Source organism: Escherichia sp. WS1450, assembly GCF_046487395.1.
In the GTDB taxonomy this organism is placed as follows: domain Bacteria; phylum Pseudomonadota; class Gammaproteobacteria; order Enterobacterales; family Enterobacteriaceae; genus Escherichia; species Escherichia coli.
Genome location: NZ_JBJQJO010000002.1, coordinates 165,522 through 189,123 on the forward strand (window position 1 = coordinate 165,522; position 23,602 = coordinate 189,123).

Below are 23,602 nucleotides of genomic sequence, written 5' to 3' on the forward strand. Positions count from 1 at the left end.
TTCTTATTGCAATTACTAGAGACCTGAGAAAAGTAATCCACCTGAAAGGGCGGCTTACTTTTCTCTTTTTTTTGTCTATTACAAATGGGAATACGATATGCAACACAACTCATATCGCCGTTGGATAACCCTCGCGATAATTAGTTTTAGCGGCGGCGTTAGTTTCGACCTGGCTTATTTACGTTATATTTATCAAATTCCCATGGCGAAATTTATGGGATTCAGCAATACCGAGATAGGTTTAATAATGAGTACCTTTGGTATTGCGGCTATTATTCTTTATGCCCCCAGCGGCGTTATTGCCGATAAATTTTCACACCGCAAAATGATTACTTCCGCGATGATCATTACCGGATTACTGGGTCTGTTAATGGCAACATATCCACCGCTGTGGGTAATGCTCTGTATTCAGGTCGCCTTTGCGATAACGACGATTTTAATGCTGTGGTCGGTGTCGATTAAAGCCGCCTCGTTGCTGGGCGATCATAGCGAGCAAGGGAAAATTATGGGCTGGATGGAAGGGCTGCGCGGCGTCGGTGTAATGTCGCTGGCGGTGTTTACCATGTGGGTCTTTTCTCGCTTTGCACCGGATGACAGCGCCAGCCTGAAAACGGTCATTATTATCTATAGTGTGGTTTACATTCTGCTGGGCATTTTGTGTTGGTTTTTTGTTAGCGATAACAACAACCTGCGCAATACCAATAACGAAGAAAAACAGTCATTCCAGCTTAGCGACATCCTGGCTGTTTTGCGCATCAGCACCACCTGGTATTGCAGCATGGTGATTTTTGGTGTCTTCACCATCTACGCCATTCTGAGTTACTCCACCAACTATCTGACCGAAATGTACGGCATGTCGCTGGTGGCGGCGAGCTACATGGGGATTGTGATCAACAAAATCTTCCGCGCACTGTGCGGCCCACTTGGTGGCATTATCACCACCTACAGCAAAGTGAAATCCCCTACCCGCGTGATCCAAATCCTTTCCGTACTCGGCTTGCTGGCGTTAACTGCCCTGCTCGTCACGAACTCTAACCCGCAATCGGTCGCGATGGGGATTGGCCTGATTTTACTGCTGGGATTCACCTGTTACGCCTCACGCGGGCTGTACTGGGCCTGCCCTGGCGAAGCGAGAACACCGTCTTACATTATGGGCACCACGGTAGGTATTTGTTCGGTGATTGGATTCCTGCCGGATGTCTTCGTTTACCCGATTATCGGCTACTGGCAAGACACCCTGCCCGCTGCAGAAGCCTACCGCAATATGTGGCTGATGGGCATGGCGGCGCTTGCCATGGTGATCGTCTTTACCTTTTTGCTGTTCCAAAAAATTCGTACTGCTGATAGCGCCCCTGCTATGGCTAGCAGCAAGTAAGTCCAGAAAATTACAGGAGAAAAATCATGTCGAAAAAATACATCATAGGGATTGATGGCGGAAGTCAGAGCACAAAAGTGGTGATGTATGATCTGGAAGGTAATGTGGTTTGCGAAGGCAAAGGCTTATTGCAGCCGATGCACACGCCAGATGCCGATACCGCAGAACATCCTGACGACGATTTATGGGCATCATTATGTTTTGCCGGTCACGATTTGATGAGTCAGTTTGCCGGGAATAAAGAAGATATTGTCGGTATTGGTCTGGGCTCCATCCGTTGCTGCCGTGCGTTATTGAAAGCCGATGGCACGCCAGCTGCGCCGTTGATTAGCTGGCAGGATGCACGCGTTACACGCCCTTACGAACATACGAATCCTGACGTGGCATATGTCACCTCTTTTTCAGGTTATCTGACGCATCGCTTAACCGGCGAGTTTAAAGACAATATCGCCAACTATTTTGGTCAGTGGCCGGTGGATTATAAGACCTGGGCATGGAGTGAAGATGCCGCAGTCATGGAGAAGTTTAATATCCCCCGTCATATGCTGTTTGATGTGCAAATGCCTGGCACCGTCCTCGGACATATCACACCACAAGCCGCACTGGCGACACATTTCCCGGCAGGACTGCCGGTTGTTTGTACCACCAGTGATAAACCGGTAGAAGCTCTGGGGGCCGGATTACTGGATAATGAAACTGCGGTAATTTCTCTTGGCACTTACATCGCATTGATGATGAACGGCAAAGCACTGCCGAAAGATCCGGTGGCGTACTGGCCAATTATGTCTTCTATTCCGCAAACATTGCTGTATGAAGGTTACGGTATCCGCAAAGGCATGTGGACAGTGAGCTGGCTGCGCGACATGTTAGGCGAGTCGTTAATTCAGGATGCCAAAGCACAGGATCTTTCACCGGAAGATTTACTCAACAAGAAAGCGTCTTGTGTGCCGCCTGGCTGTAATGGTCTGATGACGGTGCTGGACTGGCTGACCAATCCGTGGGAACCGTACAAACGCGGGATTATGATCGGCTTTGATTCCAGCATGGATTACGCATGGATATATCGTTCGATACTGGAAAGCGTGGCGCTGACGCTGAAGAACAATTACGACAATATGTGTAATGAAATGAATCACTTTGCAAAGCATGTGATCATTACTGGCGGCGGTTCGAACAGCGATCTGTTTATGCAGATTTTTGCCGACGTGTTCAACCTTCCGGCACGCCGTAACGCCATTAATGGTTGTGCAAGCCTGGGGGCAGCGATTAATACGGCGGTAGGTCTGGGGCTATACCCGGATTACGCAACGGCTGTCGACAAAATGGTTCGCGTGAAAGATATCTTTATGCCTGTTGAGAACAATGCCAAACGCTACGACGCGATGAATAAAGGCATTTTCAAGGAGTTAACCAAACATACTGATGTAATCCTGAAAAAATCGTATGAAGTGATGCATGGGGAATTGGGGAATGCGGATTCGATCCAGAGCTGGTCGAATGCGTAAGTGAGGAAGGCCGGGCGGGAAACTGCCCGGCCTGAACATACCTGAATGGTTATCCCCGCTGACGTGGGGAACATAAGTTCGACAACTTAAAAAATGATAACAAGTCCGGTTTATCCCCGCTGATGCAGGGAACATAATAAAAACTTTAACTAGTTCTGTTTATCCCTGTTGTTACAAGGAATATTAACTACACTCGATGTCCTTAGAATAAAAGACAACGCAAACCGTACTTTATCAATTTTCATTTAAAGTATGAACTGGATATCTTTATTCATAAGAACTATTCATCAACAGCGTATAGAGGCGGTTATGTAAAACCACTCATTAGCCTCAAAACAAAGACAAACTTCCAGATTTATTACTTAATCAATGAATAACAAGCTTAAAAAATACACTGTTATTCTAAAGAAAAAATTAACAGGCATTAATTAATATTAAAAAAATAATATATTAAAATTTCTTAACGGTTTAAGGATTATACAAATAACACTTTGATTAAATTTGATTTTTGTATCGATAATTGTGAACTTATCTGGCATGGGGAACTATTTTGAACATGAGGTGTTACGTGGATATGTTGCTTAATACGAGTACTGCTAATATAAAATCTTGAGAAAGAGATAACGGGTTATATGGTGGTTTATCCCCGCTGGCGCGGGGAACTCCGCCAGTGTGCCAGTTGCTACTGTTTCCCATACGGTTTATCCCCGCTGACGCGGGGAACTCATCAGTGATATCCAGCATTGCGGAGCTAAACGCGGTTTATCCCCGCTGGCGCGGGGAACTCTATAAGCTTGTTGGTGAAGACATTGATATGACCGGTTTATCCCCGCTGGCGCGGGGAACTCTTCCCCGGATTAATTATTTGAGACAGCAATGCCGGTTTATCCCCGCTGGCGCGGGGAACTCAGCCACAAAACGGCGTTTTTTCCCCGCCTGCACGGTTTATCCCCGCTGGCGCGGGGAACTCGAGGGGCAGCCGTTCGCGCTGCATGTTGATCACGGTTTATCCCCGCTGGCGCGGGGAACTCACTAAACATAACCTATTATTAATTATTGATTTTTTAAGTCAGTCACAATCTACCAACTTAACAGAAACACACAAACAACACATCCATTATGTTAAAGAGCACTTAATTCATTGATTGAAAAGCCAAATATTTAAAGTAATTCTATACCGGCTAAAATCCACCAAACTCCGACGTAATAATTTTCACTCCAACGAAAAATTAACGCCACAGAATTTGTAGAAAATGATAATGATTAGTCCAGGATGGGCAAAATGGAGGTTTTTTAGAGGCGACAAAGAATATAAATGAGTAGAAGTCTTTACAGGTTCCACCCATTTATAACGCTTATAAATGTTTAATCAGGCAATATTTAAATATTTATGTGTTTGCATCGACAAACGCCAGTTGCGCGCAATGCACGTATCGATACATAAACGAGTAGCATCTTCCTTTTGGCTAATCGGCTGCAGCGCAATGACTCGCGGTTTATCATCGGTCAGTGTTGCCAGTAGTTCATCCAGTGCTTCAATATCACGCACGCGTCCCACTGGATGCTTGATTTCGTTGGCTCGCTCCAGTGCCTGTGACAACACTTCATAGCCGCCGCGCATGTTCAGCTTTGGCGATACGGTAACCCAGGTATTCGGTGTGCAGCGTACTTCATGAGTACCACTGGTTTCGATCTGGCAGCTAAAACCGTTCTTTTCGAGCAGGTCAGTCAGTGGTAGCAAATCATGAATGCAAGGCTCACCACCCGTAATCACCACATGCCGCGCGGTGTATCCCTGGCGACCAATGACAGCCAGCAAGTCTTCACTGCTCGCCGCCCCCCACTTATCACTCTCTTTGGTCTTCGCCAGAATGCTGAAAAGGGAGACTTCCCGATCCTCAAGCTTTTCCCAGGTGTGTTTGGTGTCGCACCAGGCACAGCCAACCGGGCATCCCTGTAAACGAATAAAAATGGCGGGGACGCCGGTAAAGTAACCCTCACCTTGCAGGGTCTGGAACATCTCGTTAATCGGGTACTGCATAGCATTCTCTGTGAAGTGGATAATTGTTAATTATTGCAGATCCTGCCACAACAATCATGTCTTATTAACATTCTGTTACAGGCAGGTTTAAAGAAAAATGAGAAACAGATCGTTAATAATAAAAGGGAGTAACGTATTATGTCAGAAATAAATAAAGTAAAGGGATTTAATCATGTCAAAAACATTCACCAAAATTATACTTATTTTTTCTGTGTTCGTTTTTAATTATAACGAATCTCAAATTACCGATGCCGCCGTCAATTTATTTATCCAGCTTTAATGGGACATTTATAATGCGCTATTTCATACTAATATTCACATTCGTGTGTTCCTTTGTTGCAGCCCAACCAACTATTGTCCCATCATTACAGCAACAAGTTACGGATCTTACGAGTAGCTTAAACTCACAAGAAAAGAAAGAACTGACGTACAAGTTAGAATCTATTTTCAATAATACCCAAGTGCAAATTGCTGTATTAATTGTTCCCACAACCAAAGACGAGACAATTGAAAAATATGCTACACGGGTTTTTGACAATTGGCGTTTAGGAGATGCCAAACGTAATGATGGGATACTGATCATTGTTGCCTGGTCGGATCGTACTGTCCGCATCCAGGTAGGTTATGGGCTGGAAGAAAAGGTAACCGATGCTCTGGCTGGAGATATCATCCGTAGCAACATGATACCCGCATTTAAACAACAAAAATTAGCTCAGGGATTAGAGCTAGCTATAAACGCTTTGAATAACCAACTCACTTCACAACACCAATATCCGGCTAATCCTTCAGAAATTGAATCAGCGTCTTCCAGTGATCATTATTACTTTGCTATTTTTTGGGTATTTGCAGTGATGTTCTTCCCTTTCTGGTTTTTTCATCAAGGCAGTAATTTTTGTCGCGCATGTAAAAGCAGTGTCTGTATTTCAGCAATCTATCTTTTAGATTTATTCCTGTTCTCCGATAAAACTTTTTCCATTGCTGTATTTTTCTTCTTTTTTACTTTCACCACCATTATGGTCTTTACCTGTTTATGTGTACTTCAGAAAAAAGCATCTGGTAGAAGTTATCATTCAGACAACAGCGGTTCCGGTGGCGGCTCAAGTGGCGGCGGATTTAGCGGCGGGGGCGGTTCTTCTGGCGGTGGCGGCGCGTCCGGTCGCTGGTAACTCAACCATAAAAAATGCCAGCCCGAAGGCTGGCATTTTTAAATCAGATAAAGTCAGACTTATGCCTGGCCTTTGATCTCTTTACGACCGTTGTACGGTGCTTTTTCGCCCAGAGCTTCTTCGATACGAATCAGCTGGTTGTATTTAGCAACACGGTCAGAACGGCTCATAGAACCAGTTTTGATCTGGCCTGCAGCAGTACCAACAGCCAGGTCAGCGATGGTAGCATCTTCAGTTTCGCCAGAACGGTGAGAGATTACTGCAGTGTAGCCAGCGTCTTTCGCCATCTTGATTGCAGCCAGAGTTTCGGTCAGAGAACCGATCTGGTTGAATTTGATCAGGATGGAGTTAGCGATACCTTTTTCGATACCTTCTTTCAGGATCTTGGTGTTGGTTACGAACAGGTCGTCACCAACCAGCTGGATTTTGTCGCCCAGAACTTTGGTCTGGTATGCGAAACCGTCCCAGTCAGATTCGTCCAGACCGTCTTCGATGGATACGATCGGATACTGTTTGGTCAGTTCTTCCAGGAAGTGAGTGAATTCTTCAGAGGTGAAAGCTTTGTTGCCTTCGCCAGCCAGAACGTATTTACCGTCTTTGTAGAATTCAGAAGCTGCGCAGTCCATCGCCAGAGTGATGTCTTTGCCCAGTTCATAACCAGCAGCTTTAACAGCTTCAGCGATAACAGCCAGAGCTTCAGCGTTGGAACCCAGGTTCGGCGCATAGCCACCTTCGTCACCAACAGCAGTGTTCATGCCTTTCGCTTTCAGAACTTTTGCCAGGTGATGGAAAACTTCAGAACCCATGCGGATGGCTTCTTTCACAGTTTTCGCGCCAACCGGCTGAATCATGAATTCCTGGATATCAACGTTGTTGTCAGCGTGCTCACCACCGTTGATGATGTTCATCATCGGAACCGGCATGGAGTATTTGCCCGGAGTACCGTTCAGTTCAGCGATGTGCTCGTACAGCGGCATGCCTTTAGCGGCAGCAGCAGCTTTGGCGTTAGCCAGAGATACAGCCAGGATTGCGTTCGCGCCGAATTTGGATTTGTTTTCGGTGCCGTCCAGGTCGATCATGATCTTGTCAATGCCAGCCTGATCTTTGGCATCTTTGCCAATCAGTGCCTGAGCGATCGGGCCGTTTACCGCAGCAACAGCTTTGGTTACGCCTTTACCCAGGAAACGGGATTTGTCGCCATCGCGCAGTTCCAGAGCTTCACGGGAACCAGTAGAAGCACCTGACGGAGCAGCTGCCATACCGACGAAACCACCCTCCAGATGTACTTCGGCTTCAACAGTCGGGTTACCACGGGAGTCGATGATTTCACGACCGATGATTTTTACGATTTTGGACATTAGGTTTTCCTCAAGTCACTAGTTAAACTGAAACTCCAGACAAACAACGCGTACCCAGGGTACGCGTTGCCGTTCTAACTTTTTTACTTACTTCGCCTGACGTTTCTGGAACTCGCTGGCGGCTTTCACAAAGCCTGCAAACAGCGGGTGACCATCACGTGGAGTAGAAGTAAACTCCGGATGGAACTGGCAAGCCACGAACCACGGGTGATTCGGAACTTCGATGATCTCGACCAACTGATCATCCCCGGAACGGCCCGCAACGCGCAGACCTGCATCTTCAATCTGTTTCAACAGCATGTTGTTGACTTCGTAACGGTGACGATGACGCTCAACAATTGTCGGCGCATTGTACAGCTGGCGAACCAGGCTATCGTCAACCAACTGGCACTGCTGTGCGCCGAGACGCATGGTACCGCCGAGATCGCTCTTCTCGCTACGAACTTCAACGTTGCCGTTTTCATCGCGCCACTCGGTAATCAGCGCCACAACCGGGTACTTACAGTCTGGCACAAATTCCGTAGAGTTGGCGTTCTCCATGTTGGCAACATGGCGAGCGTAATCAATTAACGCCACCTGCATACCCAGGCAAATGCCCAGATACGGAATATTGTTCTCACGCGCAAAACGCGCGGTCGTAATCATGCCTTCTACGCCACGATAGCCGAAACCGCCAGGTACGAGGATTGCGTCCAGACCTTTAAGGATTTCAACGCCGCGCGTTTCAACATCTTGTGAATCGATCAGTTTGATGTTGACGCTGACACGATTCTTCAGCCCACCGTGTTTCAGTGCTTCGATCACGGATTTGTAAGCGTCCGGCAGTTCAATGTACTTGCCGACCATACCAATGGTGACTTCACTTACCGGATTCGCTTCTTCGAAGATAACCTGTTCCCATTCAGACAGATTCGCTTCCGGGCAGTTTAAGCTGAATCGTTTACAAATATAATCGTCCAGCCCCTGCGATTTCAACAGGCCCGGAATTTTATAGATGGAATCGACGTCTTTCAGAGAAATAACCGCTTTTTCCGGAACATTACAGAACAATGCAATCTTCGCACGTTCGTTCGCCGGAACAGCGCGATCTGAACGACAAATCAGGATGTCAGGCTGGATACCGATGGAGAGCAGCTCTTTTACAGAGTGCTGAGTCGGTTTGGTTTTGACTTCACCAGACGCTGCCATATACGGCACCAGCGTCAGGTGCATAAACAGAGTGTGCTCACGGCCAATTTCAACAGCCATCTGGCGAATCGCTTCGAGGAACGGCAGGGATTCGATATCACCTACTGTACCGCCGATTTCTACCAGTACCACGTCATGACCTTCGCCGCCTTCCAGCACGCGCTCTTTGATAGCGTTAGTGATGTGCGGAATAACCTGTACGGTTGCGCCGAGGTAGTCGCCGCGGCGTTCTTTACGCAGAACGTCAGAGTAGATACGCCCCGTGGTGAAGTTGTTGCGGCGGCTCATTTTGGTACGAATGAAACGCTCGTAGTGCCCCAGGTCCAGGTCGGTTTCAGCGCCGTCTTCAGTAACGAACACTTCCCCGTGTTGGATTGGGCTCATAGTACCTGGATCGACGTTGATGTACGGATCCAGTTTCATGATGGTCACATTGAGGCCACGGGCTTCAAGAATGGCTGCGAGGGAGGCTGCGGCAATGCCTTTACCCAGAGAGGATACGACCCCGCCGGTCACAAAAATATAGTTCGTTGTCATGCTGAACCTGAGAAGTTAGGTTGAAAAGACGATGGAATAACCAGGACGGGAAAGCAGTATACCCGAACATGACCTGTGCCACAAACTTTCATTATCCCTCCTCTTCGCCAGCGCACTATTGAAATCAGGAGTGAGAAAATAGCCCCTTTGGGGTAAATGTTTTTGACGCAAATCAAGCGCTTGTCATTTAAAAAATGACACAAATCGCGCTTGACCACGTAATTCCCTTAGAGATCAATTTCCTGCCGTTTTACCTGTTGCCAGACTTCTTCCATTGTTTCGAGGTCAACACCTGTCATTTCCAGTCCACGCGCGGCAACAATACGCTCCACTTCGCGAAAACGGCGCTCGAATTTTTCATTGGCTTTTTGTAGTACAATCTCTGCTTTTGTCCCTAAATGGCGTGCCATGTTGACCGTGGCAAACAGCAGGTCACCCATTTCCTCCTCCAGTTTAGCCTGGTCGATAACAGCCTGCCGCGCCTCGTACATCACCTCGTCGATCTCTTCGTAGACTTTATCGACTACCGGACCAAGCGTCGTCCAGTCGAAACCAACGTTGGCGCAACGTTTCTGGATTTTTTGCGCACGCATTAAAGCCGGTAAACTACGAGGAATATCGTCCAGCGCTGAATGCTGCGCTTTCTGCGCGCGCTCTTCGGTTTTGATTTGCTCCCAACGGGTAAGCACTTCACTACTGTTTTCGGCAGAACTGTCAGCAAAAACATGCGGATGGCGACGCTCTAATTTATCGCTAATAGCAGCGCAAATATCATTAAAGTCAAAGCGCCCTTCTTCCTGAGCCATTTGCGCGTAAAACACCACCTGGAATAGCAGATCGCCCAGTTCACCGCGAAGATCGTCAAAATCTTCACGGGCGATGGCGTCCAGCACTTCGTAGGTTTCTTCAAGGGTGTAAGGCGCAATGGTGGCAAATGTCTGCTCTTTATCCCACGGGCAGCCGTTTTCCGGGTCGCGCAGGCGCTGCATAATAGTGAGCAAACGGTCGATTTGATTCATTGAATTGTCCTGAAAATTGCGGGTCTGTCAGGTGTAATACCTTCGAGTAAAAGATATCGCTGGATACGGCTGACGCCATATCCAGCTATGTAAGACTAACTCCCGTGCAACCGACGCGCGTCGATAACATCCGGCACCTGGTTGAGTTTACCCAGCACGCGCCCCAGCACTTGCAGGTTGTAAATCTCAATGGTCATGTCGATGGTCGCCAGTTGCTGTTTGGTATCGCTACGGCTGGCAACGCCAAGCACGTTCACTTTCTCATTGGCGAGAATGGTCGTGATATCACGTAACAACCCACTACGATCATTAGCCACCACGCGGACCACCAGCGAATATCCGGCGGAGTAGCTCTCACCCCATACCGCGTCAACAATGCGTTCTGGCGCATGGGAGCGCAGTTCCGCCAGTTGTTCGCAATCGGCGCGGTGTACTGAAATACCGCGTCCCTGGGTAATGAAGCCGACAATCTCATCTCCAGGAATCGGCTGGCAGCAGCGCGCGATGTGGTGCATCAGGTTACCGACACCTTCAACCACCACACGACCGTTATCTTTACTGCGGTTTTGCGGCGTATAGCTTTTTTGCTGAAGTTGCTTCAGCGCGGCGGCATCCTGCTCTTCGGCACTCGGCTTATTAAATTGCGATTGCAGGAAGTTCACCATCTGATTGAGACGGATATCCCCGCCACCAATTGCCGCCAGCAACTCGTCGACATCATTGAAGTTGTAACGCGGCAGCAGATGTTTTTCTGCTTCTTTCAGGCTGATCCCCAGATGTTCCAGCTCGTCGTCAAGGATTTGCCGCCCAGCCAGAATGTTTTTGTCACGGTCCTGTTTACGGAACCAAGCGTGAATTTTCGAACGCCCACGGCTGGTTGTGACGTAACCGAGGTTTGGGTTTAACCAGTCACGGCTGGGGTTCGGCTGTTTCTGGGTGATAATTTCAATCTGGTCGCCCATCTGCAGCTGGTAGGTGAACGGCACAATGCGCCCGCCTATTTTTGCCCCGATGCAGCGGTGTCCGACATCACTGTGGATGTGGTAAGCGAAGTCCAGCGGCGTTGATCCCGCAGGCAAATCAACAACATCACCTTTCGGCGTAAAGACATACACCCGGTCGTCAAAGACCTGGCTGCGTACTTCGTCGAGCATTTCGCCGGAATCAGCCATCTCTTCCTGCCACGCAATCAGTTTACGCAGCCAGGCAATCCGGTCTTCATGTCCCGAACGTGCGCCGCCAGCAGCCGCGCCCTCTTTATATTTCCAGTGCGCAGCAACACCCAACTCTGCATCTTCATGCATCTGTTTGGTGCGGATTTGGATCTCAACGGTTTTGCCACCCGGCCCCAGAACCACGGTATGAATAGACTGATAACCGTTTGGTTTCGGGTTAGCGACGTAATCGTCAAACTCATCCGGCAGGTGGCGATAGTGAGTGTGCACTATCCCCAGTGCGGCATAACAATCCTGTAAACGCTCGGCGACAATACGTACCGCACGCACATCAAACAGCTCATCGAAGGCGAGGTTCTTTTTCTGCATTTTGCGCCAGATGCTGTAGATGTGTTTCGGTCGACCATACACTTCAGCTTTAACGCCTTCAGCTTTCATCTCAGCGCGCAGATGGCCGACAAACTCTTCGATATAGTGTTCGCGGTCGAGACGGCGTTCATGCAGCAGTTTTGCGATGCGTTTGTATTCGGTCGGGTGGAGATAACGGAAGCAGTAATCTTCCAGCTCCCATTTCAGTTGTCCAATCCCAAGACGGTTCGCCAACGGCGCGTAGATATTGGTGCACTCTTTTGCCGCCAGTACGCGTTCATCTTCCGGCGCGTCTTTTACTTCGCGCAGATGAGCAATACGCTCTGCCAGTTTGATGACCACGCAGCGGAAATCATCGACCATCGCCAATAACATCCGGCGAACGTTATCGACCTGTTCGGAGGAAACAGAATCGGTATGCGTCGCTTTCAGCTGGCGGATCGCCGCCATATCACGCACGCCGTGAATAAGGTTAACGACCGACTTACCGACGCTCTCACGCAGCACATCTTCGCTGACTACGTTGGCATCCGCCAGAGGGAACAGCAGCGCCGCCCGCAGCGTGTCAATGTCCATACTTAATGTCGAGAGGATCTCCACCATCTCAACACCACGCCACAATAACAGACTGGCATCCGGATGCCCCTGCGTCTGTTGCAGACAATACGCCCAGGTTTCGGCTAAGCACTCACACGACTTCTGGCTGGTAATACCCAGACTTGCGATCCATTTTTCCGGATCAAATTCACCAGCCTTATTGATATGTGCACTTCTTACCGCAACCATCGTCCTCTCCTTTAGGGACCAGACCTGCCGAAATCGGCAAATCGTAACTATTTAACGCGCGAGAAAAGTACCATCGATTCCAGATGTCCCGTGTGTGGGAACATATCCAGCATCGCCAGTCGCGCAATGGTATATCCTGCTTTTAATAACGCTTCGCTATCCCGAGCCAGCGTTGCAGGGTTACAGGATACATAAACTATACGAATAGGTTCCAGTTTTATAATTTGCTGCATAACACCTGCGGCACCTGCTCGCGCGGGGTCCAGCAACACTTTATCGAAGCCGTTTTTCGCCCACGGCTGCTTTGTGACATCTTCTTCAAGATTTTCGTGATAAAACGTCACATTGTGTAAGTCATTAAGACGCGCATTCTGCTGGCCTTTTTCCACCAGCGCCGGAACACCTTCTACACCCACCACACTGGCAGCTTGTGTCGCCAATGGCAGTGTAAAATTGCCCATACCGCAGAACAGATCCAGTACGCGATCTTCAGGTTGTACATCCAGCCATTCCAACGCACGCGCTACCATTTTTTGGTTCACACCCGCATTGACCTGAATAAAATCGCGCGGGCTAAAAGTTAAGCGCAACCCGTTTGAGTCATACCAGGGCATCTCACCAGAGACGGTTTCGAGTATCTCACTATCGGGGGCGAGATACAGATCCAGGCCTTCAGAATGCGAAAAGCGTTCCAGTTTTTCGCGATCAGCCGAACTTAGCGGTGCGGTATGGCGCAAAATCATCAGCGTGCCGCTGGTTGCCTGTACCAGTTCAACATGACCAAGATGGCGCATAGCTTGTAAGCTGCCCAGGCATGCCCTGACTTTGGGCAGTAATGCTTCAAGTTGGGGCACTAAAATGGGGCATTGTTTAACGTCGACAATGTCACTGGAGCCCGCTTTGCGAAAGCCCATCTGAAGTTGCTGTGTTTTCGGTAAGTAGTTCAAACTTAAACGCGCGCGACGGCGATAGCCCCAGGGAACATCGGCGATCACTTCAGAGACTTCGTGTTTCATTAATCGGGCGAGTGCCGCACTTTTGCTTCGCTGCTGTAAATCCACGCTGGCGTGTTGTTGCTGACAGCCACCGCATACGCCAAAATGAGGGCAGAGTGGCGTTTCGCGTTCCGGGCTATCGCTTAACCGGCGCACGACTTTAGCGCGGGCGTACTGTTTTTTATCTTCAGTAACAGTAACTTCCGCGTTTTCCTGTGGCAGTAATCCAGGAATAAATAACGCTTTGCCGTTATGTCGTGCCACGCCCTGACCAAAAGAGTCGAGGTCGTTGACTGAAACAGTTATGATCTGACGCGTCGTCGTGCGTCGTTTTGCAGAGTAGAATTGCGCCATTGGCGAGACTTTCTCAATTTAACAGTGTGACCTTAATTGTCCCATAACGGAACTCCATGACCAACTACAGCCTGCGCGCACGCATGATGATTCTGATCCTGGCACCGACCGTCCTTATTGGTTTATTGCTGAGTATCTTTTTCGTTGTGCATCGCTATAACGACTTGCAGCGTCAACTGGAAGATGCCGGAGCCAGCATTATTGAGCCGCTTGCAGTTTCTACTGAATATGGCATGAGCCTGCAAAATCGCGAATCTATCGGTCAGTTAATAAGCGTACTGCATCGTCGCCATTCCGATATTGTTCGCGCGATTTCGGTTTATGATGAAAATAACCGACTCTTTGTCACCTCCAATTTTCATCTTGATCCCTCATCAATGCAGCTCGGCAGCAACGTGCCGTTTCCTCGCCAGCTCACTGTCACTCGTGACGGCGATATTATGATCCTCCGCACGCCGATTATTTCTGAGAGTTACTCCCCCGACGAATCGCCCAGTAGCGATGCCAAAAATAGTCAAAATATGTTGGGATATATTGCGCTTGAGCTGGATCTTAAATCGGTTCGCTTGCAGCAATATAAAGAGATTTTTATTTCCAGCGTGATGATGCTGTTTTGTATCGGTATTGCGCTTATTTTTGGCTGGCGCTTAATGCGCGATGTAACCGGTCCGATTCGCAATATGGTGAATACCGTCGACCGCATCCGTCGCGGGCAACTCGACAGCCGGGTGGAAGGATTTATGCTCGGCGAGCTGGATATGCTGAAAAACGGTATCAACTCGATGGCAATGTCGCTGGCTGCTTATCACGAAGAGATGCAGCACAATATCGACCAGGCGACGTCCGATCTGCGTGAAACGCTGGAGCAGATGGAAATTCAGAACGTTGAGTTGGATCTGGCGAAAAAGCGCGCCCAGGAAGCGGCGCGTATTAAATCCGAGTTTCTGGCAAATATGTCACACGAGCTGCGTACACCACTGAATGGTGTTATTGGCTTTACCCGCCTGACGCTGAAAACAGAATTAACACCAACGCAGCGCGATCACCTGAATACGATTGAACGTTCGGCAAATAATTTGCTGGCAATTATTAATGATGTTCTCGACTTCTCGAAACTGGAAGCAGGTAAGCTGATTCTGGAAAGTATTCCATTCCCACTACGCAGCACGCTGGATGAAGTCGTTACCCTGCTGGCACATTCTTCTCACGATAAAGGGCTGGAACTGACGCTCAATATTAAAAGCGACGTGCCTGATAACGTTATCGGCGACCCTCTACGATTACAGCAAATCATCACTAACCTGGTGGGGAATGCAATTAAATTCACCGAGAATGGCAACATTGATATTCTGGTAGAAAAACGTGCGCTGAGTAATACCAAAGTGCAGATTGAAGTGCAGATTCGGGATACCGGCATTGGTATTCCTGAACGCAATCAATCGCGCTTATTCCAGGCCTTCCGACAGGCTGATGCCAGTATTTCCCGCCGTCATGGTGGTACCGGGCTGGGGCTGGTGATTACACAAAAACTGGTTAATGAAATGGGCGGCGATATTTCGTTCCATAGCCAGCCGAATCGCGGTTCAACTTTCTGGTTCCACATTAATCTCGATCTGAACCCGAACATTATTATCGAAGGGCCATCCACCCAGTGCCTAGCCGGCAAGCGCCTGGCCTATGTCGAACCAAACTCCGCAGCAGCGCAATGCACGCTGGATATTTTAAGTGAAACGCCGCTGGAAGTGGTTTATAGCCCAACGTTCTCCGCGCTGCCTCCCGCGCATTACGACATGATGTTGTTAGGCATCGCGGTGACCTTCCGCGAGCCGCTAACAATGCAACATGAGCGATTAGCGAAAGCAGTATCGATGACCGATTTTCTCATGCTGGCACTTCCTTGCCATGCACAAGTCAATGCTGAAAAACTTAAGCAAGATGGTATCGGCGCGTGTCTGCTGAAACCATTAACACCTACGCGCCTGTTACCTGCCCTGACGGAATTTTGTCATCACAAACAAAACACGCTTTTGCCTGTAACCGATGAAAGTAAGCTGGCAATGACAGTCATGGCGGTTGATGACAACCCCGCTAACCTGAAACTTATCGGCGCATTGCTGGAAGATATGGTGCAACATGTGGAACTTTGCGATAGCGGGCATCAGGCGGTTGAACGGGCGAAACAGATGCCGTTCGATTTGATCTTAATGGATATTCAAATGCCGGACATGGATGGCATTCGGGCCTGCGAACTCATCCACCAGCTCCCCCATCAGCAACAAACGCCAGTTATCGCGGTAACGGCGCATGCAATGGCCGGGCAAAAAGAGAAGCTGCTTGGCGCAGGGATGAGCGATTATCTGGCGAAACCGATTGAAGAAGAGCGATTGCATAATTTGTTGTTGCGCTACAAGCCTGGCAGCGGTATTTCCTCTCGCGTCGTGACGCCCGAAGTCAACGAAATTGTGGTGAACCCGAATGCGACCCTCGACTGGCAACTGGCACTACGCCAGGCAGCAGGAAAAACCGATTTAGCGCGCGATATGCTGCAAATGTTACTCGATTTCCTGCCTGAAGTTCGCAACAAAGTTGAGGAACAGCTGGTTGGAGAAAACCCGGAAGGCCTGGTTGATTTGATTCATAAACTGCATGGCAGTTGCGGCTATAGCGGTGTGCCGCGTATGAAGAATCTCTGCCAGCTGATCGAACAACAGCTACGTAGCGGTACTAAAGAAGAAGATTTGGAGCCGGAGCTGCTGGAACTGTTAGACGAGATGGATAATGTAGCGCGCGAAGCCAGCAAAATTCTCGGGTAACGGACGTCTTGTCGAGTCAAAATAGGTTCCGTCCAATGCCAATGCTGGGAGCAGCACAGACAGTCCCCTCGCCCCTCCGGGGAGAGGGTTAGGGTGAGGGGAACAGGCCAACGCAAGTGCGAATGATTACCCTCACCCCGGTCCCCTCCTTGAAAGGGCGAGGGGAAAACCGTCCCCGTAAGCCACTTCGTCAGTAATCTCAAACCGGCTCCTGACAGAGCCGGTTTTGGTTTTCTGTCTTAACGCACCATGCACGGGCGCTTGTTATCAAACGTCCAGCCAGGAATCAGATACTGCATTCCCATTGCATCGTCACGCGCGCCAAGCCCGTGTTTCTGATACAGCTCGTGGGCTTTCATCACCTGATCCATATCGATTTCTACTCCCAATCCTGGTTTTTGCGGCACCTGAACCAGACCGCCTTTGATCTCAAACGGTTCTTTGGTCAGACGCTGATTGCCTTCCTGCCAGATCCAGTGCGTATCAATAGCAGTAATTTTACCCGGTGCAGCAGCGGCTACATGGGTAAACATCGCCAGGGAAATATCGAAGTGGTTGTTAGAGTGTGAACCCCAGGTCAGGCCAAATTCATGGCACATTTGCGCCACACGTACCGAACCTTGCATCGTCCAGAAATGCGGATCCGCCAGCGGGATATCAACGGATTGCAGGGAGAGCGTATGGCCCATCTGCCGCCAGTCGGTGGCGATCATATTGGTTGCGGTCGGCAGGCCAGTTGCGCGACGGAACTCTGCCATCACTTCACGCCCGGAGAAACCTTGCTCCGCACCACACGGATCTTCTGCATAAGCCAGCGAACCTTTCAGGTATTTACCAATTTTAATCGCTTCGTTCAGCGACCAGGCACCGTTAGGATCGAGGGTAATACGCGCCTGTGGGAAGCGTTGCGCCAGTGCCACAATAGATTCTGCTTCTTCTTCCCCGGCCAGTACGCCGCCCTTCAGTTTGAAATCGTTGAAGCCATATTTTTCATACGCCGCTTCCGCCAGGCGCACCACCGCATCCGGCGTCATCGCTTCTTCGTGACGCAGGCGATACCAGTCACATTTATCATCCGGCTGGCTTTGATACGGCAGCGGTGTGGCTTTGCGATTACCGACGAAGAACAGATAACCAAGCATTTCGACTTCGCTACGCTGTTGACCATCGCCCAGCAGCGATGCCACGTTAACCCCCAGATGCTGCCCCAGCAGATCCAGCATTGCCGCTTCTATCCCGGTAACTACATGAATAGTGGTACGCAAATCAAATGTCTGCAAACCGCGCCCACCGGCATCACGATCGGCAAAAGTATTACGCACCAGCGTCAGAACGTTTTTGTATTCACCCAGCGTTTTACCCACCACCAGCGGAATCGCATCTTCCAGCGTTTTACGGATTTTCTCGCCGCCGGGAATTTCCCCTACGCCAGTGTGACCGGAATTATCTTTGATAATCACAATATTACGCGTGAAGAACGGTGCATGTGCACCACTCAGATTCATCAGCATACTGTCATGGCCCGCCACCGGGATGACCTGCATTTCAGTAACAACAGGCGTCGTAAATTGAGAACTCATATTTATGTCCTTTTTCAAAATCAATGACGGCCGAAAACGGGACGTTTACGGTCAAAGGTCCAGCCGGGGATCAGGTACTGCATCGGGCCCGCGTCGTTACGCGCACCGCCAGGCAGACGTTTATAGGCCTCATGCGCCTTTTGTACCTGCTCCCAGTCCAGTTCCACGCCCAGACCGGGCGCATCAGGAACGGCAATTTTTCCGTTTTTAATCTCCAGCGGATTTTTGGTCAGGCGACAATCGCCCTCCTGCCAAATCCAGTGGGTATCGATAGCGGTAGGATTACCCGGTGCCGCCGCACCCACATGGGTAAACATCGCCAGAGAGATATCAAAGTGGTTATTGGAATGGCAGCCCCAGGTCAGCCCCCAGTCGTCGCAAAGTTGCGCCACGCGGACTGCACCGGAAAGCGTCCAGAAGTGCGGATCGGCAAGTGGAATATCTACCGCATTGAGCATCACCGCATGGCCCATTTCGCGCCAGTTGGTGGCGATCATGTTAGTCGCGACGGGCAAGCCGGTCGCCCGTCGAAATTCCGCCATCACTTCACGTCCGGAGAAACCCTGTTCTGCGCCACATGGATCTTCGGCATAGGTGAGAACATCATTCAGCCCTTTGCACAGAGAAATAGCTTCATCAAGCAGCCATGCACCGTTGGGATCAACGGTAATCCGCGCATCCGGGAAACGTTTCTTCAATGCACGAACAGTGTCGATTTCTTGCTCGCCAGGTAACACGCCGCCCTTAAGTTTGAAATCTTTAAAGCCGTAGCGATCCTGTGAGGCTTCCGCCAGACGCACAACGGCTTCGCTGTTCATCGCTTTCTGATGGCGCAACTGATACCACTCATGGTTGCCCGGCGTATTTTCCAGATAAGGAAGATCGGTTTTGGTCCGATCACCGATATAAAACAGATAACCGAGGACGGTAATAGCCTCGCGTTGCTTGCCTGGCCCCAACAGTTCGCAGACCGGAACATTCAGCGCCTTACCTAGCAGGTCAAGCAAGGCGGCTTCCAGCGCCGCCACGGCATTAACGCGCAATTCAAAAGTCCAGGCACCTTTGCCGAAGGTATCAAAATCGGCTGCCTGATTACCTTTATGCACCTGCTGAACCACTTTATTCAGGCGCGCAACTTCCTGGCCCAACACCATCGGAATAGCATCGACCAGTGTCTGATAAATCACCTCTCCGCCTGGCGCTTCACCAATGCCGGTATGCCCGGCGTTATCGGTGAGTACCACAATATTGCGAGTGAAATATGCGTTATGCGCCCCACCAATATTAAGCAACATGCTATCGTGCCCGGCGACCGGAATGACTTTCATATCAGTAATAACAGGACTGGATTGTGTCGTCATCTTATTGCCCCGCGACAGGTTTCAGCTCGATACGCTTGATATCGCCCACCAGCACCAGGTAGCTCAGTACCGCGATTAAGGCATGAACACCAACATAAATCAGCGCCCCATTAAAGGAGCCAGTCGTGCCAACGATATAACCAATTGCGATTGGCGTGACGATGCCAGAAATGTTACCGAACATGTTGAACAGGCCACCGGAAAGACCGCTGATCTCTTTTGGCGCGGTATCTGCCATTACTGCCCAACCCAGCGCCCCGATGCCCTTACCGAAGAAGGCCAGCGCCATAAAGCCGATGATCATCCACTCAACGTTGACGTAGTTGCAGAACACCATCACCATCGACAGCAACATGCCCATTACGATCGGTGTTTTACGCGCAATGTTCAGCGATCCCGTGCGGCGCATCAGCCAGTCGGAAATAATCCCACCCAGCACACCGCCGATAAAACCGCAAACCGCCGGAACGGAAGCCACAAAGCCCGCTTTCAGAATCGACATCCCACGCGCCTGCACCAGATAAACCGGGAACCAGGTAATAAAGAAGTAAGTCAGGGCGTTGATACAGTACTGACCGATATAAACGCCGATCATCATCCGTGACCCGAGCAGTTGTTTGATCTGCCCCCACTTCACGCTGAACGGCACTTTAACTTTGGTGTTTTGCTGATCCATATTGATCAGCGCGCCACCCGCGGCGATGTACTCCAGCTCTTTCTGATTTACCCCCGGATGTTGATTTGGCTCGTGGATGACTTTCAACCAGATAAAGCTGATGACAATGCCCAGACCGCCCATAAAGAAGAAGACGTGTGACCAGCCCACTTCATGCGTCAGCCAGCCCATAATCGGCGCGAAGATCACCGTTGCGAAGTATTGAGCGGAGTTAAAAATCGACACCGCCGTTCCCCTTTCCTGCGCCGGAAACCAGGCCGCAACAATGCGACTGTTGCCGGGGAAAGATGGCGCTTCAGCAAGCCCGACCAGGAAGCGCAGAGTAAACAGGGCAACGATAATGCCGAATCCACTAAAGATATCGACGAAGCCTTGCAGCAAGGTAAACATCGACCAGATAAAGATCGACCAGAAGTAGACGCGTTTTGAACCAAAACGATCCAGCAACCAACCACCAGGGATCTGCCCGATAACATAAGCCCATGAGAAGGCAGAGAACACATAGCCCATTCCCACGGGATCAAGGCCGATATCTTTGGCCATTTCCGAACCGGCAATAGAAAGCGTAGCGCGGTCGCCGTAGTTGAAGGATGTGACGATAAACAACATCACCACTATCCAGTAACGAGCATTCGTGCGTTTTTCCACACTGCTCGCAGCCTGACTTAAAGAACTCATTGTTGCACTCCTGAAAATTCGCGTTAGCCACGCTCACTCTGGACTGCGACATCGCCAGGAAATCAGAGGTGACGTAGGGTGTTTTTTGCCGTTTTTATAGGTCGTTCGCCGAATACGGCGCGTGTTTATATCTGGCAATAGCAGTATAAAAAGCGCGCCATAGCGGCTCACCGTGCAACAACACAACATTAATGCGTTCAATGAGGCCCAATTTTGGCATTAGCCCTGGACGGTGGAATCCACTTCACGGAAATGAAAACAAGAACAAGAAAGGAAGGGTTAAAACGAAGAAATAAAGAAGAGTATGAAATGGATCGCTTGACTCCAGGCAAACGCCAGTAAAAATCCGCGCTATGAAGCAGTTTTTACTGGCATTTGCCTGAAAAGATTCGATTCAGCACCGCTAAAACGGCATTTACCGCTCGCTGAACGTATCAGGACAACAGCGTGCCCCAATTTTCGACCCACGGATTTGATTCCGTTTCCGGTTCCGGGTTCTCACTGGCGTCAATCAACAGCATTTCTCCCACTCGCTGAGCGCTCTGTTCCTGCAACAAGCCATCGAACTGTTTGCCGCCATTGCAGAAATTCACATAACTACTGTCGCCGAGCGCAATCACGCCATAACGCAGATTCGGCTGGAAGCCCAGGGTATCTTTAATTCCCTGAAAGAGCGGCACAATGCTATCAGGAAGGTCGCCCTGCCCGGTCGTGGACGTAACCACCAGAACATACTTATCCTGATAGGGCAGCCAGTCGCTTAATTCAGGATCTTCAAATACCGTTGCTTTGTGGCCCTGCGCGGTCAGAATTGCTTCCGCTTCTTCCGCCACTAACAGCGAATTTCCGTACATAGTGCCGACAAAAATACCAATTTCCGCCATACCGTTTTCTCCCTGGATTAGGAACTTATCTCTCCATCCTGACCCGATGGCGCACTGAACTCAACCCTTTCATTTTCAGGAAGCAGACCCCGCCAGCCAAATTGTGATAACGCCTGCATCCAGGTGTCGTCCAGGCCCGCGTGAATAGTCAGCGGCTCGCCAGTAAAAGGATGCGTTAATGACAACTGACTGGCATGCAGCATTAACCGCTGAAGGCCAAAATGTTCAGCACCGCTGCGATTCTGGCGTAAATCACCATGTTTGCTGTCGCCAATAATCGGGTGCCGCAAATGGGCAAGATGGCGACGGAGCTGGTGCTTGCGTCCGGTTTTCGGCTCCAGTTCCACCAGGCCGTAGCGCGTGGTCGGGTAACGTCCGGTCGCTACCGGCATTTCTACGGTCGCCAAACCGCGATAATGCGTCACTGCTGGCTGTGGGCCTTTATCTTCGCGGGCAAATTTATCAGCGATTTTGTCCAGTTCTTCCACCAGTGGATAATCCAGAACTGCTTCTTCCATCAACCAACCGCGCACAATCGCATGGTAACGTTTCTGGATTTGGTGCTGTTCAAACTGTTGTGCCAGCAGCCGTCCGGCCTCGCTGGATAATCCCATCAACAACACACCAGAAGTTGGTCGGTCCAGACGATGAGCAGTAAACACATGCTGGCCTATCTGGTCACGCACGGTTTGCATGACCACTACTTTCTCGTCGCGATCCAGCCAGCTGCGGTGAACCAGCCAGCCGGAAGGTTTATTTACCGCAACCAGCCATTCATCCTGATAGAGTATTTCCAGCATTAGCTCGCATCATCCGCAAAAAGAGCATCCAGTTTTTCCAGCTCAGCCAGAATAAGCGCGCGTTGCGGGTGGTCCGTCGCCAGCGCCATTTCATAATAGGGAGCAACGGCAAAAGCGCCCGGTAACGGCTGGTTGTTTTCTAACAAATCGTGCATTCGCGGGATCAGCACCCACTGCAACCACTCCAGTGGTTCCATGGTGTCCATAAAGAACGGTTGGGTACTATTAAATTGATGCGGCTGGGGTTCATCGTTTCGCCAGTGCTGATGTTCACGCAGTAACGCTTCAAGCGCCTGCAACTGGAGACGAACGCGGTCATGAGTGGTCATAAAGCAACCTCAATAAGAAAAACTGCCGCGAAGGATAGCAGGAATAAAAAAAGGGAGCACTGTATTCACAGTGCTCCCGGTTCGTTTCGCAGCATTCCAGCTACTTTTGTTGCTCCCTGCTCATCCTTGACAACTTTTCCTCTGGCCTTTCGGCCAATCGTTCATCCTGAACTATTGCTTCCTGCTCACACCACCCCGATGTGATACTTCATCCTGAAGTGTCCCTGGCCTTCCTGACCCACCGAATCATCCTGACCGGTTCTCATTCTCCATCCTGGAGGTGTCCTTTAACGCGTCCTGCGTCATCCTCTTCGCTTCATCCAGAAGCCTTTCCCTGAAACACCATCCTGGTGTGTCCTTCAGAAGTGTCATCATCCTGATGTTCACTTCGTTGTCTGACTCCCTGTCGACGAAGATAGAATCGTCTTTTTCGCGAAGTCTTACAAGGCGCTTACAGACAATGCCTTAAGGAAAATTTCATATGAAAGTTAAGAATTGACAAGCAATATATTGATTTTAAATGAAAATAACGATTCTTATCTTTTTAAGTATTCGCTTATTTCCTGGCGATCTCCTACAGAGTCTGTAAGAGATCTCTCACAACCAGATGGGG

16 protein-coding genes, 1 pseudogene and 1 CRISPR repeat array are annotated in these 23,602 nt (G+C 49.8%); of the genes and pseudogenes, 5 read left to right on the forward strand and 12 right to left on the reverse strand.

All coding sequences use genetic code 11. The features are described from left to right. Positions 1 to 97 precede the first annotated feature (97 nt). Positions 98 to 1,375, forward strand: a complete 1,278-nt coding sequence (locus ACJHYR_RS03095) for an MFS transporter (protein WP_001164554.1) — start codon at positions 98 to 100, stop codon at positions 1,373 to 1,375. Positions 1,376 to 1,401: 26 nt separating this feature from the next. Further along, positions 1,402 to 2,880 carry an FGGY-family carbohydrate kinase gene (locus ACJHYR_RS03100; protein ID WP_000039725.1) on the forward strand — a complete coding sequence of 493 codons (1,479 nt, stop codon included), beginning with the start codon at positions 1,402 to 1,404 and terminating at the stop codon, positions 2,878 to 2,880. A gap of 636 nt (positions 2,881 to 3,516) precedes the next feature. Then, a CRISPR array of direct repeats spans positions 3,517 to 3,911; the repeat unit is 29 nt; unit sequence CGGTTTATCCCCGCTGGCGCGGGGAACTC. Positions 3,912 to 4,249: 338 nt separating this feature from the next. Here ACJHYR_RS03100 and queE read toward each other — a convergent pair. After that, positions 4,250 to 4,921: a 7-carboxy-7-deazaguanine synthase QueE gene (gene queE, locus ACJHYR_RS03105; protein ID WP_001199974.1), complete on the reverse strand. Its 672-nt coding sequence runs from the start codon at positions 4,919 to 4,921 to the stop codon at positions 4,250 to 4,252. A 138-nt stretch (positions 4,922 to 5,059) separates the two neighbouring features. Between queE and ACJHYR_RS03110 the strand changes: the two are divergent. Next, positions 5,060 to 5,201 (forward strand): annotated as a pseudogene (locus ACJHYR_RS03110) (hypothetical protein). 13 nt (positions 5,202 to 5,214) lie between these two features. Beyond that, positions 5,215 to 6,087 (forward strand): TPM domain-containing protein, encoded by an 873-nt coding sequence (locus ACJHYR_RS03115; protein WP_001578882.1) that lies wholly within the window; start codon positions 5,215 to 5,217, stop codon positions 6,085 to 6,087. Between the two features lie 59 nt (positions 6,088 to 6,146). On the opposite strand, the gene eno is transcribed toward ACJHYR_RS03115, so the two are convergent. The 5 genes from eno to rlmD all read right to left on the reverse strand — a co-directional run bounded on the left by eno (position 6,147) and on the right by rlmD (position 13,868). After that, positions 6,147 to 7,445 carry a phosphopyruvate hydratase gene (gene eno / locus ACJHYR_RS03120; protein ID WP_000036723.1) on the reverse strand — a complete coding sequence of 433 codons (1,299 nt, stop codon included), beginning with the start codon at positions 7,443 to 7,445 and terminating at the stop codon, positions 6,147 to 6,149. Positions 7,446 to 7,532: 87 nt separating this feature from the next. Further along, positions 7,533 to 9,170 carry a glutamine hydrolyzing CTP synthase gene (gene pyrG, locus ACJHYR_RS03125; RefSeq protein ID WP_000210878.1) on the reverse strand — a complete coding sequence of 546 codons (1,638 nt, stop codon included), beginning with the start codon at positions 9,168 to 9,170 and terminating at the stop codon, positions 7,533 to 7,535. Between the two features lie 227 nt (positions 9,171 to 9,397). Then, a complete protein-coding gene (mazG, locus tag ACJHYR_RS03130; RefSeq protein ID WP_059327670.1) occupies positions 9,398 to 10,189 on the reverse strand; it encodes a nucleoside triphosphate pyrophosphohydrolase in 792 nt (263 codons plus the stop codon). Between the two features lie 95 nt (positions 10,190 to 10,284). Continuing rightward, positions 10,285 to 12,519, reverse strand: a complete 2,235-nt coding sequence (gene relA / locus ACJHYR_RS03135; protein ID WP_000226815.1) for a GTP diphosphokinase — start codon at positions 12,517 to 12,519, stop codon at positions 10,285 to 10,287. Positions 12,520 to 12,566: 47 nt separating this feature from the next. Continuing rightward, positions 12,567 to 13,868, reverse strand: a complete 1,302-nt coding sequence (rlmD, locus tag ACJHYR_RS03140; protein ID WP_000046778.1) for a 23S rRNA (uracil(1939)-C(5))-methyltransferase RlmD — start codon at positions 13,866 to 13,868, stop codon at positions 12,567 to 12,569. Between the two features lie 56 nt (positions 13,869 to 13,924). Here rlmD and barA point away from each other — a divergent pair, with 56 nt between their 5' ends. Further along, on the forward strand, positions 13,925 to 16,681 hold the full coding sequence (gene barA / locus ACJHYR_RS03145; protein ID WP_219112262.1) for a two-component sensor histidine kinase BarA: 2,757 nt from the start codon (positions 13,925 to 13,927) through the stop codon (positions 16,679 to 16,681). Between the two features lie 239 nt (positions 16,682 to 16,920). On the opposite strand, the gene gudD is transcribed toward barA, so the two are convergent. The 6 genes from gudD to ACJHYR_RS03175 form a co-directional block, all read right to left on the reverse strand. Next, positions 16,921 to 18,261: a glucarate dehydratase gene (gene gudD, locus ACJHYR_RS03150; protein ID WP_000098243.1), complete on the reverse strand. Its 1,341-nt coding sequence runs from the start codon at positions 18,259 to 18,261 to the stop codon at positions 16,921 to 16,923. Between the two features lie 20 nt (positions 18,262 to 18,281). Then, a complete protein-coding gene (locus ACJHYR_RS03155; RefSeq protein ID WP_000211753.1) occupies positions 18,282 to 19,622 on the reverse strand; it encodes an enolase C-terminal domain-like protein in 1,341 nt (446 codons plus the stop codon). 1 nt (position 19,623) lies between these two features. Beyond that, the gene (gudP, locus tag ACJHYR_RS03160; RefSeq protein ID WP_000097082.1) at positions 19,624 to 20,976 is read right to left on the reverse strand and encodes a galactarate/glucarate/glycerate transporter GudP; all 1,353 of its coding nucleotides are present in this window, start codon (positions 20,974 to 20,976) and stop codon (positions 19,624 to 19,626) included. 434 nt (positions 20,977 to 21,410) lie between these two features. Continuing rightward, complete coding sequence (locus ACJHYR_RS03165) at positions 21,411 to 21,860, reverse strand: flavodoxin (RefSeq protein ID WP_059327669.1); 450 nt, start codon at positions 21,858 to 21,860, stop codon at positions 21,411 to 21,413. 17 nt (positions 21,861 to 21,877) lie between these two features. Beyond that, positions 21,878 to 22,660 carry a tRNA pseudouridine(65) synthase TruC gene (gene truC, locus ACJHYR_RS03170; protein ID WP_000890001.1) on the reverse strand — a complete coding sequence of 261 codons (783 nt, stop codon included), beginning with the start codon at positions 22,658 to 22,660 and terminating at the stop codon, positions 21,878 to 21,880. Further along, positions 22,660 to 22,989, reverse strand: a complete 330-nt coding sequence (locus ACJHYR_RS03175; protein WP_000206993.1) for a YqcC family protein — start codon at positions 22,987 to 22,989, stop codon at positions 22,660 to 22,662. Before ACJHYR_RS03175 ends, truC begins: the two co-directional genes overlap by 1 nt. Positions 22,990 to 23,602 lie beyond the last annotated feature (613 nt).

What these genes read in the sequence shown, in the direction of transcription:
- mazG (WP_059327670.1), bottom strand. Translation starts at nt 10,189, where the DNA reads ATGAATCAAATCGACCGTTTGCTCACTATTATGCAGCGCCTGCGCGAC.
- ACJHYR_RS03165 (WP_059327669.1), bottom strand. Translation starts at nt 21,860, where the DNA reads ATGGCGGAAATTGGTATTTTTGTCGGCACTATGTACGGAAATTCGCTG.
- gudP (WP_000097082.1), bottom strand. Translation starts at nt 20,976, where the DNA reads ATGAGTTCTTTAAGTCAGGCTGCGAGCAGTGTGGAAAAACGCACGAAT.
- queE (WP_001199974.1), bottom strand. Translation starts at nt 4,921, where the DNA reads ATGCAGTACCCGATTAACGAGATGTTCCAGACCCTGCAAGGTGAGGGT.
- ACJHYR_RS03095 (WP_001164554.1), top strand. Translation starts at nt 98, where the DNA reads ATGCAACACAACTCATATCGCCGTTGGATAACCCTCGCGATAATTAGT.
- ACJHYR_RS03100 (WP_000039725.1), top strand. Translation starts at nt 1,402, where the DNA reads ATGTCGAAAAAATACATCATAGGGATTGATGGCGGAAGTCAGAGCACA.
- gudD (WP_000098243.1), bottom strand. Translation starts at nt 18,261, where the DNA reads ATGAGTTCTCAATTTACGACGCCTGTTGTTACTGAAATGCAGGTCATC.
- eno (WP_000036723.1), bottom strand. Translation starts at nt 7,445, where the DNA reads ATGTCCAAAATCGTAAAAATCATCGGTCGTGAAATCATCGACTCCCGT.
- ACJHYR_RS03155 (WP_000211753.1), bottom strand. Translation starts at nt 19,622, where the DNA reads ATGACGACACAATCCAGTCCTGTTATTACTGATATGAAAGTCATTCCG.
- rlmD (WP_000046778.1), bottom strand. Translation starts at nt 13,868, where the DNA reads ATGGCGCAATTCTACTCTGCAAAACGACGCACGACGACGCGTCAGATC.
- pyrG (WP_000210878.1), bottom strand. Translation starts at nt 9,170, where the DNA reads ATGACAACGAACTATATTTTTGTGACCGGCGGGGTCGTATCCTCTCTG.
- barA (WP_219112262.1), top strand. Translation starts at nt 13,925, where the DNA reads ATGACCAACTACAGCCTGCGCGCACGCATGATGATTCTGATCCTGGCA.
- ACJHYR_RS03175 (WP_000206993.1), bottom strand. Translation starts at nt 22,989, where the DNA reads ATGACCACTCATGACCGCGTTCGTCTCCAGTTGCAGGCGCTTGAAGCG.
- ACJHYR_RS03115 (WP_001578882.1), top strand. Translation starts at nt 5,215, where the DNA reads ATGCGCTATTTCATACTAATATTCACATTCGTGTGTTCCTTTGTTGCA.
- truC (WP_000890001.1), bottom strand. Translation starts at nt 22,660, where the DNA reads ATGCTGGAAATACTCTATCAGGATGAATGGCTGGTTGCGGTAAATAAA.
- relA (WP_000226815.1), bottom strand. Translation starts at nt 12,519, where the DNA reads ATGGTTGCGGTAAGAAGTGCACATATCAATAAGGCTGGTGAATTTGAT.